15 protein-coding genes are annotated in these 13,888 nt (G+C 28.0%); 2 read left to right on the top strand and 13 right to left on the bottom strand.

Features of this window, described 5'->3' with window-relative positions:
• Both miaA and SFBMNL_RS03880 read left to right on the top strand, forming a co-directional pair.
• Positions 1–921 (top strand): tRNA (adenosine(37)-N6)-dimethylallyltransferase MiaA, encoded by a 921-nt coding sequence (gene miaA, locus SFBMNL_RS03885; RefSeq protein ID WP_042294598.1) that lies wholly within the window; start codon positions 1–3, stop codon positions 919–921.
• Between the two features lie 12 nt (positions 922–933).
• Entirely contained in the window at positions 934–2,205 is a 1,272-nt protein-coding gene (locus SFBMNL_RS03880) for a methionine gamma-lyase family protein (protein ID WP_042294597.1), read from the top strand.
• 19 nt (positions 2,206–2,224) lie between these two features.
• Here the strand turns inward: SFBMNL_RS03880 and SFBMNL_RS03875 are convergent, their stop codons facing one another.
• From SFBMNL_RS03875 to SFBMNL_RS03825, 13 genes are all read right to left on the bottom strand, one after another.
• Complete coding sequence (locus SFBMNL_RS03875) at positions 2,225–3,166, bottom strand: tyrosine recombinase XerC (RefSeq protein ID WP_042294596.1); 942 nt, start codon at positions 3,164–3,166, stop codon at positions 2,225–2,227.
• 95 nt (positions 3,167–3,261) lie between these two features.
• The gene (locus SFBMNL_RS08530; protein WP_255346739.1) at positions 3,262–3,387 is read right to left on the bottom strand and encodes a hypothetical protein; all 126 of its coding nucleotides are present in this window, start codon (positions 3,385–3,387) and stop codon (positions 3,262–3,264) included.
• Positions 3,369–3,560, bottom strand: coding sequence for a GNAT family N-acetyltransferase (locus SFBMNL_RS08465; RefSeq protein ID WP_242838798.1), 192 nt, complete (start codon positions 3,558–3,560; stop codon positions 3,369–3,371). The genes SFBMNL_RS08530 and SFBMNL_RS08465 overlap by 19 nt, the downstream gene beginning before the upstream one ends.
• Positions 3,561–3,584: 24 nt before the next feature.
• The gene (locus tag SFBMNL_RS08460; protein WP_042294595.1) at positions 3,585–3,782 is read right to left on the bottom strand and encodes a hypothetical protein; all 198 of its coding nucleotides are present in this window, start codon (positions 3,780–3,782) and stop codon (positions 3,585–3,587) included.
• Positions 3,783–3,879: 97 nt separating this feature from the next.
• Positions 3,880–4,140: an HPr family phosphocarrier protein gene (locus SFBMNL_RS03865; protein WP_005806279.1), complete on the bottom strand. Its 261-nt coding sequence runs from the start codon at positions 4,138–4,140 to the stop codon at positions 3,880–3,882.
• A 100-nt stretch (positions 4,141–4,240) separates the two neighbouring features.
• Positions 4,241–4,501, bottom strand: coding sequence for a stage V sporulation protein S (locus SFBMNL_RS03860; protein ID WP_007440222.1), 261 nt, complete (start codon positions 4,499–4,501; stop codon positions 4,241–4,243).
• A gap of 128 nt (positions 4,502–4,629) precedes the next feature.
• The gene (rny, locus tag SFBMNL_RS03855; protein ID WP_005806283.1) at positions 4,630–6,204 is read right to left on the bottom strand and encodes a ribonuclease Y; all 1,575 of its coding nucleotides are present in this window, start codon (positions 6,202–6,204) and stop codon (positions 4,630–4,632) included.
• A 177-nt stretch (positions 6,205–6,381) separates the two neighbouring features.
• On the bottom strand, positions 6,382–7,455 hold the full coding sequence (gene recA, locus SFBMNL_RS03850; protein WP_042294594.1) for a recombinase RecA: 1,074 nt from the start codon (positions 7,453–7,455) through the stop codon (positions 6,382–6,384).
• Positions 7,456–7,457: 2 nt separating this feature from the next.
• Positions 7,458–8,027, bottom strand: coding sequence for a CDP-diacylglycerol--glycerol-3-phosphate 3-phosphatidyltransferase (gene pgsA / locus SFBMNL_RS03845; protein ID WP_042294593.1), 570 nt, complete (start codon positions 8,025–8,027; stop codon positions 7,458–7,460).
• Positions 8,027–9,361: a 30S ribosomal protein S12 methylthiotransferase RimO gene (gene rimO / locus SFBMNL_RS03840; RefSeq protein WP_042294592.1), complete on the bottom strand. Its 1,335-nt coding sequence runs from the start codon at positions 9,359–9,361 to the stop codon at positions 8,027–8,029. Before rimO ends, pgsA begins: the two co-directional genes overlap by 1 nt.
• Positions 9,362–9,371: 10 nt before the next feature.
• Positions 9,372–11,648, bottom strand: a complete 2,277-nt coding sequence (locus tag SFBMNL_RS03835) for an FtsK/SpoIIIE family DNA translocase (protein WP_042294591.1) — start codon at positions 11,646–11,648, stop codon at positions 9,372–9,374.
• Positions 11,649–11,758: 110 nt separating this feature from the next.
• Positions 11,759–12,559 carry a ClpP family protease gene (locus SFBMNL_RS03830; protein WP_005806299.1) on the bottom strand — a complete coding sequence of 267 codons (801 nt, stop codon included), beginning with the start codon at positions 12,557–12,559 and terminating at the stop codon, positions 11,759–11,761.
• Between the two features lie 113 nt (positions 12,560–12,672).
• Positions 12,673–13,872: an aspartate kinase gene (locus SFBMNL_RS03825; protein WP_042294590.1), complete on the bottom strand. Its 1,200-nt coding sequence runs from the start codon at positions 13,870–13,872 to the stop codon at positions 12,673–12,675.
• Between the last annotated feature and the right edge of the window lie 16 nt (positions 13,873–13,888).

The following is a 13,888-nucleotide window of genomic DNA, read 5'->3' as shown; positions in this document are numbered from 1 at the left end:
ATGAAAGAAAAAATTTTGATATTATCAGGTCCAACTGGAGTTGGTAAGACTAGCTTATCAATTAAGCTAGCAAAAAAATTAAATGGAGAGATAATTTCTGCTGACTCAATGCAGATATATAAATATATGGATATTGGTTCTGCAAAAATATCAAATAGTGAAATGGATGGAGTACCACATCATTTAATCGATATTTGCGAGCCTGATAAAATTTTTAATGTATCGTTATACTCAATACTTGCAAAAAGTGCAATTAAAAATATAGTAAACAGAGGTAATTTACCTATTATTGTTGGTGGAACAGGTTTATATATTCGATCAATTATTTATGATCAAAACTTTTGTGAAGCAGGTGAAGATAAAGAATATAGACAATATTTATACACTTTAGCAAATAAAAATGGAAACAAATATTTACATAATTTTTTGAAGGATGTTGATTTAGAAAGCTACAATAAAATACATTACAATAACGTAAAAAGAGTTGTAAGAGCATTAGAAGTATATCATATAACAAATAAACCATTCAGCTCATTCAAACAAAAAAATATCCCAATCTTTGATTACAAATATTACACTTTAACATTAAACAAAGATGATTTATATAAAAATATCAATATTAGAGTTTATAATATGATTAAAAATGGCCTTTTAAATGAGGTAACGCATTTGAAAGAACTTGGATACACTAAAGATCTTCAATCAATGCAAGGAATTGGATATAAAGAAATTTTAGATTATTTAGATAATACTACAAATTATGAGGATGCAATTGAAAAAATAAAACAATCTTCAAGGAATTATGCGAAACGTCAAATGACTTGGTTTAGAAAAGAAGAGGGTAATATATTTATTTCCAAAGATGAAATGAATGAAAATGAAATTTTAGAATTTATAATTAATGATTTTAATGGGAGTTAATACTTAAAATTTATGAGCAATTTTATTAAAACTTTATTTGGAGATTATATTGAAAATTTATATAATGAAAGTTGCAACGATATAAAATGTATATTTGAGAACTTAAACCAAGTAAAATTACAAAATGAATATAAAGTCTTAAAAGCATTTAAAGATAATAAAATATCTGACTCACACTTTAAAACAACAACTGGATATGCATATACAGACTTAGGAAGAGATAGTATTGAAAATTTATATAAAGATATTTTTGAAACACAAAGTGCTCTAGTCAGACTTCAATTTGTTAATGGAACTCACGCAATTGGTTGTGCTCTTCTTGGGAATTTATCTAAAGGGGATATTTTATTTTCAATAACAGGTCAACCATACGATACAATAAAAAATATAATTGGATTAAATAATGTAAATGAACAAAAAGGTAGTTTAAAAGATCTTGGGGTGTCTTATCTTGAATGTAATTTAAAAGATGATGGTAATTTTGATATAGAAAATATCATAGAAATCCTTAACAAAAATCGAAATATAAAAATAATTTACATTCAAAGATCAAGAGGATATTCTCTTAGAAAATCACTTCTACCTAACGACATAAAAGATATAGTAAAAATTATAAAAAGCGTAGATAAAAATTTATGTATTTTTGTTGATAATTGCTACGGTGAATTTACTGATATAATTGAGCCTACAAATATTGGTGTGGATTTAATGGCTGGTTCTTTAATTAAAAATATTGGTGGAGGATTAACTCCAACTGGAGGATATATAGTAGGGAATACTGATTTGATCAAAAATGCTGCGTATAGATTAACAGTTCCTGGTATAGGAGGAGAGTGTGGAGCGAGTCTTACAGACTTAAGACAGGTATTTCAAGGATTATTTATTGCTCCACATATTGTTGTAGAAGCTATGAAAACAGCCATATTTACTGCAAGAATTTTTGAGAAACTTGGTTATGATGTATATCCAAAATATGATGTAAAACGTGGTGATATAATTCAAGCAATCAAACTCAATACATCTGACGAACTAATAAATTTTTGCAAAGAAATTCAAAAAAATTCACCAGTGGATTCTTTCTTAGAATGTGAACCTTGGGATATGCCAGGATACAATGATCAAGTAATAATGGCAGCAGGCACATTTATATCTGGATCATCAATTGAATTATCATGTGATGCTCCAATAAGAGAACCATATGTAGCATACTTACAAGGATCGTTAACTTTTGAGCATGGGCAATTAGCTATCTTAAATAGCATAAAAAAACTAACCCAAAAATAAATAGGGTTAGTTTTTTATATTATAAATTCAAAGGGTTAGAATTAAAAGCATTCTTAATTCCTTCATCATCAACATGTGTATATATCTGAGTTGTAGAAATATTTTCATGACCTAAAACTTTCTGAAGAGTTCTTATATCAATCTTCCCATGCTTAAACATAAGAGTGGCTGAAGTGTGCCTTAACTTATGAGGTGTAATCTTCTTATTAATATTTGAATTCCTCATATGTTTCTTAACCATTTCTTCTATAGCTCTATTACTTATTCTTCTTCCGACAGAACTTATAAATAAAGCATTCTCATAACCTTTTTTAATTTTATATTCATTACGATCTTTTAAATAATTTTTTATTGAATTTATAACCATTTCATTTAAATAAATAACTCTTTCTTTATTTCCTTTACCTATAATAGATAAGGAATTATTTCTCCAATCTATATCTCCAAGATTAATAGAAACAAGTTCTGATAATCTTAATGCGCAATTCAAAAATATAGAAATTATACAATAATCACGAGAATAAAATCGTCGACTCTTTATATTACTTAAAATATTTTTAGACTCATCGAGATCCAAATAAATAGGATTACGTTTAGGTATTTTGGGAGTTTCTAATTCAGAGGCGATATTTTTATCAATAACCTTAATTTTATCTGTAAGATAATTATAAAACGTTCTCAAAGAAGAAATTTTTCGAGCACGTGCATTATGTCCATTTAAACGCTCTTTATCAAGATATCTTATATAAGCATACATATCACTTATTGAAATTTTTTTAAGGCTCTCTAAATCCATTTCATGATGCGAAATTTTCAAATTCAATCTTTTTGTTATTATAAAGTTAAAAAATCCAGATAAATCTATTCGATATTCTTTTATAGTTTTCTCAGAGGCTCCTTTAATACCTGACAAATAATCTAAAAAATCAGATATTATTATTGAACACTTTTTATATTCCATAGTTACTCATCCTTTTTAAATCAAAATATATCATAATACATTGTTATATTAGATTATCAAAAACTTCGCAAAATATAAATTTTGCGAAGTTAATTTTATAAAATCAATCTCATCAAATAATCTATTTGCTTATCATTACCTAATTCAAAAATATGCATACTAAATTTTTTAAACCATAGTTTTTCATAAAATTTTATTGCATCTATATTATATGTTCCCATACGCCCAAGCAAATATATCTTAATTTGTTTTTTAACCCAATTTTTATAGCATTATATATTAATTTTCCACCTATTTTCCTTCCCTTATATTCTTGCAACACATATATTCTTTGAGCTTCTAAAGTATTATCATAATTTTTTTCTGTTTGAGCTTTGTCAAAATTTAATTTTATATACGCAACTATTTTTTCACCACTTTATACTATATAAAACCTCGAATAACTATTATTTATTTCGCTTTTTATTTGATCATATGAAAAGTTTTCTTTTAAATAATTTTCTATATTATCCTTTGTATTATCATTAGAAAATGTTTCACAAAATGTCTTTTCAGCTATAAACTTCACTTTATCTATATCATCTATACTACATTCTTTAATAAAAAACTCTTCCACACTTTCACCACTTATCTTTTTTATAATAATAAGAAAGTAAAAAGGATTTTTACAAAAATCCTTTTTACTTTATATTTATACCGAATATAAAATTGGATTAATCTTCTAATGTTTCAATTAATTTAGCTAATTCATTAGCAGCCTCAACTTCATCTTTACCTGAAGTTATAATAGTTACTTCTGTATCCTTAGTTGCTCCTAAAGATAAAATTCCAATAAGGCTTTTAGCATTAACTTTTTTTCCATTGGCTTCAACACTTACATCACAAGCAAATGAAGATGCCTTTTTAACTAATAATGTTGCTGGTCTAGCATGCAAACCAGTATTATTTGAAATTTTAACTTTAATTGATTCCATTCTTTTTATTCTCCTTTTATAAATTTTTAAAATTTAAGATAGGCAAAAGCAAGAGTCAATATAACTCTTGCAAAGCTTTTACTAATTCAAATTAATTCACTTATCTAGGTTGAACTATTAATTTAATAGCAGTTCTCTCTTCCCCATCAATTTGTATATCTGTAAAAGCAGGTATACAAACTATATCTTTACCGCTAGGTGCTATAAAACCTCTAGCTATAGCTACAGACTTAATAGCCTGATTTATAGCACCAGCTCCAATTGCTTGAATTTCCACTAAAGACTTTTCCTTCAAAATTGCCGCTAATGCACCTGCCACTGAATTTGGATTTGATTTTGTAGAAACTTTTAACACTTCCATATTTAGTCCCCCTATTATTAATCTAAAAAAACTACATCACATATAAAAATCCATTAAAATATATAATAAACTATTCTAACCAAAGAATAGAACATTATCAAATCTAATTTATAACACCAAAACACTTTTTATTTCGCAAATTCAATTGCTCGCGTCTCCCTTATAACATTTATTTTAATTTGCCCAGGAAACTCTAATTCTCTTTCTATCCTCTTAACTATATCTCTAGCCATACAATTAGCACTCAAATCATCGATAATATCTGGTTTAACTATTATCCTTATTTCTCTTCCAGCTTGAATAACATAAGACTTCTCCACACCTTCATATGAATTAGCTATAGATTCCAACTGATTCAACCTCTTTATATACGCATGTAAGGTTTCTCTCCTTGCTCCAGGACGCGCTGCTGATATAGCATCAGATGCCTGCACTAATATAGATTCTAATCTAGTCATAGGTATATCTTCATGGTGAGCTCCAATAGCTTCAGCAACAGCATCACTCTCATTATAACGTTTAGCAAATTCATATCCAATTACAGCATGAGGTCCTTCTATCTCATGATCTAAAGCTTTACCTATATCATGAAGCAACCCCGCTCTTTTTGCAATATTAGCATCTAAACCAAGCTCTAAAGCCATAGTTCCAGCTAAATATGCAACTTCTATAGAATGTTTAAGTACATTCTGCCCATAACTAGTTCTAAATTTTAATTTTCCTAGCAACTTAACTATCTCCGTATGTACTCCATTAATACCCGTCTCAAATAATGCTTGCTCACCCGTCTCTTTTATTTCATTTTCTATATCTCTTTTTGCCCTTTCAACCATTTCTTCAATTTTAGTAGGATGAATCCTTCCATCTAACACTAATCTTTCCAAAGCTATTTTTGCAATCTCTCTTCTAACAGGGTCAAAGCTCGATAAAACTACAGCTTCTGGAGTATCATCTATAATCAAATCGACACCCGTCAGCATTTCCAAAGTTCTTATATTCCTACCTTCTCTTCCTATGATCCTCCCTTTCATTTCATCATTAGGTAAAGCGACCACATGAACAGTAGACTCAGAAACATGATCAGCAGCATATCTTTGAATAGCTCCTGTTATTATTTCCTTAGCTTTATTTTCACTTTCTTCCTTCAATTTTGTTTCAAATTCTTTTATTAAAACTGCTGATTCATAAGTTATTTCTTTCTTGATTTCATTAAGTAAAAAAGTTTTAGCTTCTTCCGAACTCATATTTGAAATTATTTCCAACTCTTGTCTTTTCTGGCTATCAATTTCTTTTATATTTTCCTCAAGTTTATCAACTTCTGATGCACGTAAACTTAATTCTCTCTCTTTTTTATCTAACATATCGCTCTTTTTATCTAGGGTTTCTTCTCTTTGCAACAATCTTCTTTCTAATCTTTGTATTTCAGTTCTTCTTTCCCTAGATTCTTTTTCGACTTCCATTCTTAATCTATGTGCATCTTCTTTAGCTTCAAGCAATAACTCTTTCTTCAATGCTTCAGCTTCTTTTTTAGTATTTTCAAACAAAATCTTTCTTTCTTCTTCTTCTTTCTCAATCTTAAGTATAGAAGCATCATAACGTTCCTTTAAACGTTTTTTCATTAAAATTATCATAACCACCATGAATACAACCAAAATAGTATTCACAGCAGGTAAAATTATATTTAAAATATCATTATTTATCATTTTATAACACCCCCTTGCTCTCAAAATAAATTTATTAAAAGCGTGTTGGTGCCATATTTTATTCTTACTGAAAACACTTAAAACTTTTAGTAACCAGTATCATAAATAATTTTATATTAATTTTTATTTAATGTCAATTATAACTAAATCTATTAACACAAATAAATAATAAGCTTTTTAAACCGTTATATTATCATTATTTGTATTCATTTCTAAACAGTTAACATCATCTTTTGTTTCTTTCGATGTCTCACTTTTTTCAATGTTGTATTTTTCTAAAATCAACCTCTCTATTTCTTGCAGTATAGATTTGTTTTCTAGTAAAAACTGTTTCGCATTTTCCCTTCCTTGTCCTAACTTTTCATTTTTATATGAAAACCATGATCCACTTTTTTGAATTATATTTTCCTTAACTGCAAGATCTAAAAGACTTCCTTCTTTAGATATACCTCTATTGTATATAATATCAAACTCCGAAATCCTAAAAGGTGGTGCTACTTTATTTTTCATTATTTTAACTCTTGTTCTATTACCAACAATTTCATCACCTTGTTTTATAGAATCAATCCTTCTAACATCTAATCTGACAGAAGCATAAAATTTTAATGCCCTTCCTCCTGGAGTAGTTTCTGGATTACCAAACATTACACCAACCTTTTCTCTCAATTGATTTATAAATATTGCCACACATTTAGATTTATTTATATGACCTGCAAGTTTTCTTAGTGCTTGAGACATAAGTCTAGCTTGAAGTCCAACATGTGAATCTCCCATTTCCCCCTCTATCTCAGCTCTAGGAACAAGTGCAGCGACAGAATCAATAACAATAACATCAATAGCCCCTGATCTTACTAATGCCTCTGCAATTTCAAGTGCTTGCTCACCATTATCCGGTTGAGAAATTATTAAATTCTCCGTATCTACTCCTAAGTTTTTTGCATATGACGGATCCAACGCATGTTCAGCATCGATGAATGCTGCAGCTCCTCCTTTTTTTTGAGCTTCTGCAATTACATGTAAAGCAACTGTGGTTTTCCCTGAAGACTCTGGTCCATAAACTTCAATAATTCTTCCTTTAGGTAAACCACCTATCCCTAATGCAATATCTAAATCTAAGCAACCTGTAGAGACACTTTCAATATTTAATGCACTTTGTTCACCAAGTTTCATTATTGAACCTTTACCATACTGTTTTTCAATTTGACTCATAGCCATTTCAATAGCTTTCATTTTATCTAAATCAAAAGACATTTTTATAAACTCTCCTTTAATACTTTAATATTTTTCCTAACGTAATCCCAACCGGATAAAACAGTTAGAATCACGCACAAGTAAAATGCGGCATCTGCAATTACTTGTATTATACTTATAAAAAATGAATTACTAACAAAATTGATAAGATATAATTCTATTAAAAGGAATATTATAGCCAAAATTTGAAAAACAGTTTTAAGTTTACCATAAATATTAGCAGCTACAACTTCTCCACTCTTAGTTGCTAATATAAGTCTTATTCCTGTAATAATAAATTCTCTGGAAATTACAACTATAACTAGTATAGATTCAACTATACCAAGATCTACAAAAGAAACAAATGCTGCTGACACTAATAACTTATCTGCCAGAGGATCCATAAACTTGCCGAAATCCGTGATCAATTTATATTTTCTCGCAATATATCCATCTAATTGATCAGTAATAGATGCTATTATAAAAACAGTTAATGCTCCAAGAACACCTATTTTAGAATTTAAATTTAGTAATATTAAAAAAACAGGTATCAATAACACCCTAAATATAGTTAATTTATTGGGTAAATTCATTAAATAACCTCTCCTATAAAGTCATATTCCATACAAGAAACGATTTTAACATTAACAAATTCTCCCATATTGAGATTATGACTAGATTTTATATAAATTATACCATCAATTCCAGGACTTTGAAAATTTAATCGTCCAATATAATAATCATTGTTCTTAGAATCAATAATAGCTTCAAAAATCCTTCCTATTTTTTTCTCAAGAAGTTCCTTCGAATTATTTTGTTGAATACTCATAATTCTATTACGCCTTTTAATCTTAATGTTCTCATCAACTTGATCATCGAACGTAGCAGCAGCCGTATTCTCTTCTTGCGAATATGTAAATACACCAATATTATCTATATTTTTTTGTTCTATAAACTCCTCAAGCATTTTAAAATCCTCATCAGTTTCACCAGGAAATCCTACTATCAAAGAAGTTCTTATAGTAATATCAGGAACATCTCTTAATTTTTTTATAAGTTTATAAATCTTATCTTTTCTTGTATGTCTTGCCATCCTTATCAAAATTTTATCACTAACATGTTGTAACGGAATATCAATATACTTGCAAAGCTTAGGATTTGTCTTTAATTCTTCTATTAAATCAATATCTATATCCTCTGGATAAGCATAATGAAGTCTTATCCATTTAATACCATCTATGTTAGATAGTTCACGAATAAGTTGTATAAGTTTCTTTTCCCCATACAAATCAATACCATACTTAGTTATATCTTGAGCTATTAATATAAGCTCTTTAATTCCCTGTTCAGCAAGAAACTTTCCCTCATTTACTAAACTTTCAATATTTCTACTTACATGACGTCCTCTAATCTTCGGAATTATACAAAATGTACAATTATTATTACATCCCTCGGATATTTTGAGATAGGCATAATGCTTAGGGGTTGTTAAAATTCTATTTGATTCAAATATTATATTTTCTTTATTTTCATTATCAATAATTCTTTTACCAGTTTTTATAAAATCTTCTATGTATTTAAGAATGTTATCATAATTCATAACTCCTAGGAGTATGTCTATCTCTGGAATTTCTTCAAATAACTCCTTACCATACCTCTTTGATAAACATCCAGTAACCACTAATACTTTTAAATTTTTAGATTTATACTTAACAGCCTCAAGTATAGTATCTATAGACTCCTGTTTTGCAGACTCAATAAATGAACATGTATTTATTATTAAAATATCTGCCGCTTCTTCATTTAATGTAATTTCAAATTTATCAACTAAAGTTCCTAAAAACATTTCTGTATCAATAGTATTTTTATCACATCCAAGACTTATAACACCTAATTTTAAATTTTTCAATTCTACTTCCTCACTCATAAAAAATAATTTAAAATAAATCTTCTTCTCTAACTAAAACTTCCTTTTTACCAGATGAACCTATTCCAATAATACCCCTAGCTTCAATTTCTTCCATTAAATTTGCTGCTCTATTATATCCAATTTTAAGTTTTCTCTGAATAAATGAGGTGCTTGTATTATTAGATTGTACAACTATCTTTATAGCTTCTTCTAACAACTCATCTCCTTTAAAACTTCCAAGCTCAACTTTTGAAGTTGCATTGTTTATATGCTCAATAATTTCTTCATTATACTCAACTTTTGATTCATAGTTGTTCTTTATGCTATTTACAAATTTTTCAACTTCAGACTCTGAGATAAACGCACCCTGTATACGTTGAGGTTTCAAATAACCCATAGGATAAAACAACATATCTCCACGTCCTAATAATTTTTCAGCTCCAGATTGATCTAAAATTGTACGTGAATCTATAGAACTCGAAACAGAAAATGATATCCTAGAAGGTATATTAGCTTTTATAACACCAGTAATAACATCAACAGATGGTCTTTGAGTCGCTATTACCAGATGCATTCCTGCAGCACGAGCCATTTGTGCAAGTCGAGCTATAGCATCTTCAACCTCATTATGACAAACCATCATAAGGTCAGCAAGCTCATCAATTACAATAACTATGTACGGTATTTTCTCATCAATTTCTCCATTATTATATAACTCATTGTAGCTATCTATATTTCTAACCCCTTTTTCAGCAAATTTATTATATCTACTTGTCATCTCACTTATTGCCCAATTTAAAGCGTGAGATGCTTTTTTAGGATCTGTTACAACTGGAATCAATAGATGAGGAATTCCATTATAAACATTAAGTTCAACAACCTTAGGGTCAATAAGTATAATTTTGACTTGATCAGGAAGATACTTACATAATATACTTATCAAAATTGTATTTATACAAACTGATTTACCTGAACCAGTTGCACCAGCAATTAGTAAGTGGGGCATAGTCGCAAGATCTGCAACAATACTTTTACCACTTATATCCTTACCAAGTCCAATGCTAATTTTAAGTTTAGAAGAGTCGAATTCTTCAGAATTTATGATCTCTTTTAATTTTATCATAGAAACAACATCATTTGGAACTTCAATTCCTACAAGGGATTTCCCAGGTATAGGGGCTTCAATTCTTATTCCACTAGTAGCAAGTGCTAGTGCTATATCATCTGATAAATTCAATATCTTACTAACTTTCACACCTTTGTGTGGTTCTATCTCATATCTAGTTACTGCAGGTCCTTTTTGAACATTTTTAATTTCAGCTTTTACTTTAAAATCATCTAATGTTTTTTGAAGTAAATCCTTTTTTCGCTTAAGTTCCTCAGAAACTTCATTAAAATCATTTATATCAGTATCCTCAAGTGCATTGTTAATATCATCATAACTAATTCTTTTATATTCATTCTTAACTTCATATGTCTTTTTTAAATCATTAGAAATTAATTCATTTTTATTATAATTTTCTTTAACAATATCTTCTTCAACAACATTTTTAACGATAGGTTCTTCACAAACTTCTTCTGCAAATTCCACATCAGGTTCTTTTTTAATAATATTTGAAATTTCTTGAGGTTCTTCAAGGGATAATGACTTAGATAAGAACTTAACTATAGATGCATTACTTTTTTTCTTCTTGTTAAAATTTATATCATTATTTTTCGTATTTGTTAAGTTATCTAACTTAGATTTAGAATTTATATCATCCCTTTTATTGGAAATCCTATTTATTTTTTTTTTGATAATTTGTGCAATATCATATAAAGATTTATCAAATATAAGTATTATACTAATAACAAGAATTGTAATAAGTAAAGCTAAACTACCAGCAAATCCAATAAATGATTTAAATAAACGCATTACAGTAATACCAAGAACTCCACCATGAAAATTAGATGTACTTGACATAACAGCTTGAAGAGTAGAAAGATATGTTTTACCATTAAATTTATCCAAAGTAACTAAACTTATAATAAGATATATCATTATCAAAAAACTAATAAGTGCATAAAACTTTTTGTTAAGATTGCTAATCTTTTTTTTTGTTATAAGTCCTATGCCAATAAATCCTACTATAATAGGCAATACATATCCTCCAACGCCAATTCCATTATTAACTAAATTTCTTATAAAAACCAATAAAAACGCATCTGTGTTACTATAAAATCCTATTAACAGCAATAATGCAATTAAAATTAATATAACTCCTATAATTTCTTTCTTTTTGTCTACATTAGATATTTTGCTCATATTTCCCAAAACCTCTTTAAAATTTATTTCAAATTTATACATACCTTATTGAAAAGAACTATTTAGTACAGAATATTTTGTCATAAATATACAGTTATTTCAATAATAAATTACTTATCTTTTTTATTCTCTTCAGAGGCTTTATTTTCCTTTTCATTCTCTCTATCTTTAATCATGGAATTTAACTTTTTAAGTGCATCAGTTATTCCTCCAACTTCCTCAATCAATCCAACATCAACGGCCTCTTGTCCAATCAAAATAGTACCCATATCATTTAATAAATCTCCAGTTTGTTGTAATAACTTATCTAAAATATCATTTTTAATACTACTTGTCCTAACAATAAAATCATTAATTCTCTCTTGCATCTTCTTAAAGTAATCAAAAGTTTGTGGAACACCAATGATAAGACCATTCATTCTAATAGGATGTAATATCATCGTTGCAGATGGCGTTATAAATGCATAATCTGACGCAGTTGCAAGCGGAACTCCAATAGAATGACTTCCACCTAAAACCAATGATACTGTAGGCATACTTAAACTATTTATCATTTCAGCTATAGCAAGTCCAGCCTCAACATCTCCTCCAAGAGTATTTAAAGTTATAAGAACTCCTCTTACGTTTGGATTTTGTTCCATTGCAATCAATTGAGGTATAACATGTTCATACTTAGTGCTCTTAGTTTGAGGTGATGCAACACCATGTCCTTCAATTTGTCCAATTATATTTATTGTCTGTATATAATTGGCTGGATCCTGAGAATTTACAACTTCAATCATTCCAAAATCTTTAATATTTTTTGCAGTTTCTGTTGGATCTGACTTTTGATCTTTACCATCTCCTAATTGTCCTGTGGCAGATAAAAATTGGAAAGCATTCTTATAAATACTAGGCATATCATAAAACATAAAGTTTGCTCCTTTCAATTACTAAACAAAAATACTCATTACTATTTTGTGAACAAATATTTAATTTATACAAAAAATAAAAATTAGCAAGTTCATATTAAACTTGCTAATTTTTATTTAGTAATAAAGAAATTATTATGAATTGCATTAAGACTCCTGTCAAGATCATCATTCTTAACAAGTAACCAAATACTCATATTAGAATGATTTGTTTGCATAACTTCAATATTTTCTCTATGAAGGAGTTCAATAAGTTTAGCCATAGTTATAGAAATATTTTTAAGATTTGCTTTAACTATACCAATTTTAGAACAATTTTCTATAATTTTATATTTTAAATTATAATTATTTAAAATTTTTATAATATCGTCAAAATTGTTTTTATATATAGTAAACACCTTATGATCCGTAAAAATATTTATAAAATCAATTACTATATTCTTAGTTGATATTTCTTGAAATACCTTATAATAATTTTGATTATCTTCATTTTCATCTCTAGATATTTTTATTTGAATACAGTCTTTAAGATAAGTCATTCCTTTAAATATATCATCATTATCTCTTGAATTATTATTTATGATAGTACCTTTAAAATCATTAAATGTATTCTTGATAATAATAGGTATATTATTATCCATGGCAATTTTAACAGCCTTTGGATGAATAATATTATTTCCAAATATAGATAATTCAAATAATTCTTTATAACTTATTTCATCAATAGATTTCGCATTAACAACTATCTTAGGATCTACAGTCATAAGTCCATCGACATCTTTAAAAAATTGAACTTTATTACATCCTAAAACTTCAGCTAACTTAACAGCAGATATATCACTTCCACCTCTGCCAAGAGTTGTTATATCGCCATCACATGTTACTCCTTGAAATCCAGCAATTATTGGTATAATACCATCATTTAATAAAGAAACTATTTTCTCTGTATTTATATTTAAAATACTAGCATTTCCAAAATTATCATCAGTAACTATTCCAATATCCTTTCCAACAACAGGGATTGCATTTATATCCCTATCTCTAAGTTCTGATGCAAATACTATTGCACTAATTATTTCACCACAACTTATAAGTTTGTCCATATATTTAGGATATCTTTTTTTAAAATCATTTGAAATCAATGATAATAACATATCTGTTGAATAAGGATCATTCTTTCTACCAATAGCTGATATAACTACAACTAATTTATTATTATTTTCCAAAAATTGCTCTATTTTATTAATACACATTAATCTAGATTTTTTTGTTTGTACTGATGTTCCACCAAATTTTTGTAATATAAGCTCCATAGTTATTCAAACTCCA

The organism is Candidatus Arthromitus sp. SFB-mouse-NL, from assembly GCF_000709435.1.
Lineage (GTDB): Bacteria > Bacillota > Clostridia > Clostridiales > Clostridiaceae > Dwaynesavagella.
Note: the sequence above shows the minus strand (reverse complement) of the source record. Positions and strands in the feature narration are given on the sequence as shown.

Excerpts from the sequence above, each read along its gene's own strand:
- miaA (WP_042294598.1), top strand. The coding sequence starts at position 1 with ATGAAAGAAAAAATTTTGATATTATCAGGTCCAACTGGAGTTGGTAAG.
- SFBMNL_RS03880 (WP_042294597.1), top strand. The coding sequence starts at position 934 with ATGAGCAATTTTATTAAAACTTTATTTGGAGATTATATTGAAAATTTA.
- SFBMNL_RS03875 (WP_042294596.1), bottom strand. The coding sequence starts at position 3,166 with ATGGAATATAAAAAGTGTTCAATAATAATATCTGATTTTTTAGATTAT.
- SFBMNL_RS08530 (WP_255346739.1), bottom strand. The coding sequence starts at position 3,387 with ATGGGAACATATAATATAGATGCAATAAAATTTTATGAAAAACTATGG.
- SFBMNL_RS03865 (WP_005806279.1), bottom strand. The coding sequence starts at position 4,140 with ATGGAATCAATTAAAGTTAAAATTTCAAATAATACTGGTTTGCATGCT.
- SFBMNL_RS03860 (WP_007440222.1), bottom strand. The coding sequence starts at position 4,501 with ATGGAAGTGTTAAAAGTTTCTACAAAATCAAATCCAAATTCAGTGGCA.
- rny (WP_005806283.1), bottom strand. The coding sequence starts at position 6,204 with ATGATAAATAATGATATTTTAAATATAATTTTACCTGCTGTGAATACT.
- recA (WP_042294594.1), bottom strand. The coding sequence starts at position 7,455 with ATGTCTTTTGATTTAGATAAAATGAAAGCTATTGAAATGGCTATGAGT.
- pgsA (WP_042294593.1), bottom strand. The coding sequence starts at position 8,027 with ATGAATTTACCCAATAAATTAACTATATTTAGGGTGTTATTGATACCT.
- rimO (WP_042294592.1), bottom strand. The coding sequence starts at position 9,361 with ATGAGTGAGGAAGTAGAATTGAAAAATTTAAAATTAGGTGTTATAAGT.
- SFBMNL_RS03835 (WP_042294591.1), bottom strand. The coding sequence starts at position 11,648 with ATGAGCAAAATATCTAATGTAGACAAAAAGAAAGAAATTATAGGAGTT.
- SFBMNL_RS03830 (WP_005806299.1), bottom strand. The coding sequence starts at position 12,559 with ATGTTTTATGATATGCCTAGTATTTATAAGAATGCTTTCCAATTTTTA.
- SFBMNL_RS03825 (WP_042294590.1), bottom strand. The coding sequence starts at position 13,872 with ATGGAGCTTATATTACAAAAATTTGGTGGAACATCAGTACAAACAAAA.